Source organism: Pseudoxanthomonas beigongshangi (assembly GCF_016820515.1).
Lineage (GTDB): Bacteria > Pseudomonadota > Gammaproteobacteria > Xanthomonadales > Xanthomonadaceae > Pseudoxanthomonas_A > Pseudoxanthomonas_A beigongshangi.
In genome coordinates, this window is sequence record NZ_JADHDV010000055.1 from 1 (window position 1) to 4,729 (window position 4,729).

Annotated in this window: 5 protein-coding genes and 1 pseudogene; all 6 read right to left on the reverse strand. The window is 68.9% G+C overall.

Annotation, left to right across the window (positions count from 1 at the left end):
• Nucleotides 1-625: Hpt domain-containing protein (locus tag IQ458_RS19340; protein WP_203323828.1), on the reverse strand; the 625-nt coding region annotated here is incomplete at its 3' end.
• 38 nt (nucleotides 626-663) lie between these two features.
• Complete coding sequence (locus tag IQ458_RS19345; protein ID WP_203323829.1) at nucleotides 664-1,278, reverse strand: protein phosphatase CheZ; 615 nt, start codon at nucleotides 1,276-1,278, stop codon at nucleotides 664-666.
• Complete coding sequence (gene cheY / locus IQ458_RS19350) at nucleotides 1,278-1,658, reverse strand: chemotaxis response regulator CheY (RefSeq protein WP_141452861.1); 381 nt, start codon at nucleotides 1,656-1,658, stop codon at nucleotides 1,278-1,280. Before cheY ends, IQ458_RS19345 begins: the two co-directional genes overlap by 1 nt.
• Before the next feature lie 468 nt (nucleotides 1,659-2,126).
• Nucleotides 2,127-2,867: pseudogene (locus IQ458_RS19360) on the reverse strand (RNA polymerase sigma factor FliA); the annotation flags it as partial.
• On the reverse strand, nucleotides 2,864-3,742 hold the full coding sequence (locus tag IQ458_RS19365) for a MinD/ParA family protein (RefSeq protein ID WP_141452577.1): 879 nt from the start codon (nucleotides 3,740-3,742) through the stop codon (nucleotides 2,864-2,866). The pseudogene IQ458_RS19360 and the gene IQ458_RS19365, both read right to left, overlap by 4 nt.
• Nucleotides 3,732-4,729 (reverse strand): flagellar biosynthesis GTPase FlhF (gene flhF / locus IQ458_RS19370; protein ID WP_203323830.1); only part of this gene is annotated, 998 nt, incomplete at its 5' end. The genes IQ458_RS19365 and flhF, both read right to left, overlap by 11 nt.

A 4,729-nucleotide genomic window follows, 5' to 3' on the forward strand; every position in this document is an offset into this window, starting at 1 on the left:
CGGGTGCGGACGCCGGACGCGCCGTTGCGGCGCCCGGCGCGGCGCCGCCGTGCAGTTGATCCAGCAAGGCTTCGAATTCGTCTTCGCTGATCAGTTCCCCGCCTGCCGGCGCGGCGGCTGTGGCGGCCGGCGCGGTGCCGCCATGCAGTTGATCGAGCAGCGCTTCGAATTCGTCGTCGGTGATCAGATCGTTCCCGCCGGCGGCGGGTGCGGCCACCGGCGCGCGGGTCGGTGCGGGCGAGGGCGCGGCATCGACGTCGAACTGGGCGATCAGCGTGGCCGGCGCGTGCGGCGGCTCCTCGCCGGCGGCGACCGCGTCGAGCATGCGCTGCAGCCAGTCCAGCGACTGCTGGGCGGCGTCGAAATGATCCGCTTCCAGGGTCGCCTTGCCGGCGCGGACCATGCCCAGCGCTTCCTCGGCGGCGTGGCACAGGTTCACCATCGCCTGGATGCCGAGGAAACCGGCGCCGCCCTTGAGCGTATGGAAACCACGGAACACGGCGTTGAGCTGTTCGCTGTCGCCGGGATCCTGTTCCAGCGTCACCAGCTGCTCGCCGAGGCGATCCAGGATTTCCTGGGCCTCGATGAGAAAGTCGGCGGCGATTTCGGGCGTGACGGCGGACATGGCTGGCTCGGTATCGGCGGGGATGCGTGGGCGGACAGCTAGAGCCCGAGCCCCGACAGCAGATCGTCGGCGTCGTCCTGCGAGAACGCCGCCTTGTCCAGGCCCGCCACCGCGGGACCGGCCAGGCCGTCGTCCTTCTTCCTTTCCGGCGGCGGCAGGCCCAGTTCGCCGAAGCCCTCGTGCACGCGGCGGACGATGCCGGCGACGCGGCGGATGATCTGGCCGGTGAGATCCTGGTAGCTCTGCGCCAGCGCCATTTCCGACAGGCCGGAACGGATCTGGTCCACCAGCTGGGTCTGCTCGGTGCTGAGCGCGGTCGTCTTGAGCTGGTCGGCCAGGCCGCGGCACTGCTCGGCCAGATCCAGGGTCTTGTGGCTGGCCTGTTCGGTCATCGCGACCACGTGATCCAGGCGCGCGCAGGCGTCGTCGAGATCGCCGGCACCGTGGGTCGGCGGCAGCTCGCCCAGCGTCTGCGCCAGTTCGCGGGCCAGCCGGCCCAGTCCCTGCATCATCGGCTGCGTGCGCCAGGCGGCGATGGTGTCCAGCTCGCGCCGCCAGCCGGCCTCGTCGCCCTGTTCCAGCGCGTCCAGCGCGTGCTGCAGGCGCTCGACCAGCGCGGCGCGGGCACTGCCGGCTTCCATGACCGCAGCCATCAGGCGGCGGCTCCGAGGCGCTCGAAAATCTTGCCGAGTTTCTCTTCCAGGGTCTGCGCGGTGAACGGCTTGATGATGTAGCCGTTCACGCCGTTCTGGGCGGCCTCGATGATCTGCTCGCGCTTGGCCTCGGCGGTGACCATCAGCACCGGCAGGGTCTTGAAGCGATCGTCGGCGCGGATGGCCTTGAGCAGTTCGATGCCGGTCATGCCCGGCATGTTCCAGTCGGTCACCACGAAGTCGAAACTGCCCTGGGCCAGCGCGGTCAGCGCGCTGGAGCCGTCGTCGGCCTCGGCGGTATTGGTGTAGCCCAGATCGTTGAGGAGGTTCTTGATGATGCGGCGCATCGTCGAGAAGTCGTCCACGATCAGGATCCGCATGTTCTTGTTGGCTGTCACGAAGGGCTCCGGGTGCAGCAGGGTAGAGGGGGCTCGAGAGCCTTATCGGCAGGTGGCGGGGAAACTTTTGGGCCGAGATTGGCTGGGGCCGGGATTGGGGAGTCGGGATTGGGGATTGGGGATTGGGGATTGAAAGAGCCCCCTTGACCAGCCAGGCGGCTGTTAAAAGCGAAAAAGGGGGCGGGCGCCCGCGGAGCGGGCGACGGGGGATTGACCAGCCATTCGGCTGTTGAGAAGCGCTTGCTGTTGGCGCCCAAAGCAAATCCCCCTCAATCCCCCTTTTTCAAAGGGGGAGGCAAAAGCAAAAGGCTCTTGCGAATCCCCAATCCCGACTCCCCAATCCCGGCCTAATCCTCCAACCCGGCATCCACGCTCTCGAACACATTCAGCCGACCACGCAGGCGCAGCATGGCCTGGCCGTGGATCTGGCAGACGCGGGATTCGNTAATCCTCCAACCCGGCATCCACGCTCTCGAACACATTCAGCCGACCACGCAGGCGCAGCATGGCCTGGCCGTGGATCTGGCAGACGCGGGATTCGCTGACGCCGAGGACGGCGCCGATTTCCTTGAGGTTGAGTTCCTGTTCGTAGTACATGGACAGGACCAGCTGTTCGCGCTCGGGGAGCTGGCCGATGGCCTTGATCAGCGACTGGCGAAACTCGCTGCGCTCGAGTTGTTGCTGCGGGTTGGGGCCGCCGGTGACCACGGTCTGCGGTTCGCCATGGTCCTCGATGTGCGATTCCAGGCTCAGCACCTGGCCGCGAGCGGCGTCCTCCAGCAGGCGCAGGTATTCGGGCAGCGGCATCTCCATCGCCGACGCGACCTCGGTGGCGATGGCGGCGCGGCCGGTGCGCTGTTCGATTTCGCGCACGGTGGCGGCGGCCTGGCGGGCCCGCCGGTGCACCGAGCGCGGCACCCAGTCGCCGCGGCGGATCTCGTCGATCATCGAACCGCGGATGCGGATCGAGGCGAAGGTCTCGAACGAGGCGCCCTGTTCGGCGTCGTAGCTGCGCGAGGCTTCCAGCAGGCCAATCATGCCGGCCTGGATCAGATCGTCGATCTCCACGCTGGCGGGCAGGCGCGCGGCCAGGTGATGGGCGATGCGGCGGACCAGGTCCGCGTGCACCGTGACGAAGTCGGTGGCCGCCGCTTTCTGGACGGCACGGTATTGGGCGGCGCCGGTGTTCATGCTGGCACGCTCCGGTTGATCATGCGTTCGACGAAGAACTCGACATTGCCGCGGGCGCCGGACGGCGGCTGCCAGCGTGCGGTGACCCGGGCGATTTCGTTGATGGCGCGCGCCGACGGGCTGCCCGGATACGCCTTCACCACCGCCTGCTGGCGCTGCACTGCGCGGCGCAGCCAGTCGTCCTGCGGCACCGCCCCCAGATAGTGCAGGGCGACGTCGCCGAGGAAACGTTCGCACACGCGGGCCAGCTTCTCGTACAGCTTGCGGCCCTCGTTGGGGTCGCGGACCATGTTGGCGATGACGTGCACGCGGTCCACGCCGCGCTCGCGCGAAAGCACCTTGATCAGCGCATAGGCGTCGGTGATCGAGGCCGGCTCGTCACACACCACCACCACCGTGTCCTGCGCGGCCTGGCAGAAGGTCAGTACGCTGTCGGTGATGCCGGCGGCGGTATCCACCACCATCACGTCCAGGGCGCGCTGCAGTTCCGAGAACACGTTGACCAGGCCGACGTGTTCGGCCGGCGAGAGTTCGGCCATGTGCCGGAAACCCGACGAGGCCGGCACGATCAGCAGGCCGTCCGGTCCTTCCAGCAGCACGTCCTCCAACTGGCAGCGTTCGGCGACCAGATCCGCCAATGTGTATTTCGGCGCCAGGCCCAGCAGCACATCGACGTTGGCCAGGCCCAGGTCGGCGTCCATCAGCAGGGTCCGCTTGCCCATCTCGGCCAGCGAGGCGGCCAGGTTGACCGATACATTGGTCTTGCCCACGCCGCCCTTGCCGCCGGTCACCGCGATCACGCGGACCGGATGGAAGGCGCCGGTCAGCGGCGGCGTGCTGCGCGGATTGGTCTGCAGCAGGTGTTCATGCGACATGGATGGCCTCCGCGTGGCTGGGTTCGTCGGCTTCGCGGCGCAGCTGGTCCAGGCGCAGCACCAGGTTGGGCGCGCTGGCGCGGTGCAGGTCTTCGGGCACGCGCTGGCCGTCGGTGATCCAGGCCATCGGCAACTGGTGATCGACGATCACCGACAGCGCGCTGCCGAGCCGGCCGGTCTCGTCCACCTTGGTCAGCACCACGCCGTGCGGCTGGGCGCCGCTGAAGCGGCGAACCACCTCGTCCAGGTCGCCGAAGTGCGAATTGGCCGGCAGCACCAGCAGGGTATGCACCTGCCCGGCGGCGCGCAGCCAGTTGAGCTGGCCGACCAGGTTGCGATCGCGCTGGCCCATGCCGGCGGTGTCGATCAGCACCAGCTTGTAGTCGCGCAGGCGTTCCAGGGTCTGCGCCAGGCGCACGTCGCTGTCGGCCTCGTGCACGGCGATGCCGAGCTGGCGGCCGTAGCTGTGCAACTGTTCGCGGCCGCCGACGCGCACGGTGTCGGTGGTGACCAGGGCCACGTCGCGCGGGTTGTGGCGATCGGCATAGGCCGCGGCCAGCTTGGCGATGGTGGTGGTCTTGCCGGCGCCGGTCGGGCCGACCAGGGCGATCACGCCGCCCTGTTCCAGCGGATCCACCGGCAGGATCGGCAGCCGGCGCGAGAGCAGGCCCAGCATCAGGCCGCGCCCGCGATGCAGTTCGGTATCGGCGGGAATCTGCAGGGCGACGTCGCGGGTGATGCCGGCGTCGAAGCCGTAGTCGTCCATCAGTTCCATCGCCTGCGCGCGCACCGGCGAACCGCGCAGGCGTTCGTCGGTGAGGCGGTGCATCTCGCCTTCGATCATCTCGCGCATCGCCGCCAGTTCGGCGCGCATCTGCACCAGTTGCTCATCCTCGGCGCGGGCGCGCGCGCCGTTGTCGGCGACCACGCTCAGCGCCGGCGCGACGGCTTCCGGCTGCGGAGCGGCGACGGGCGTGGCGGGGGCCG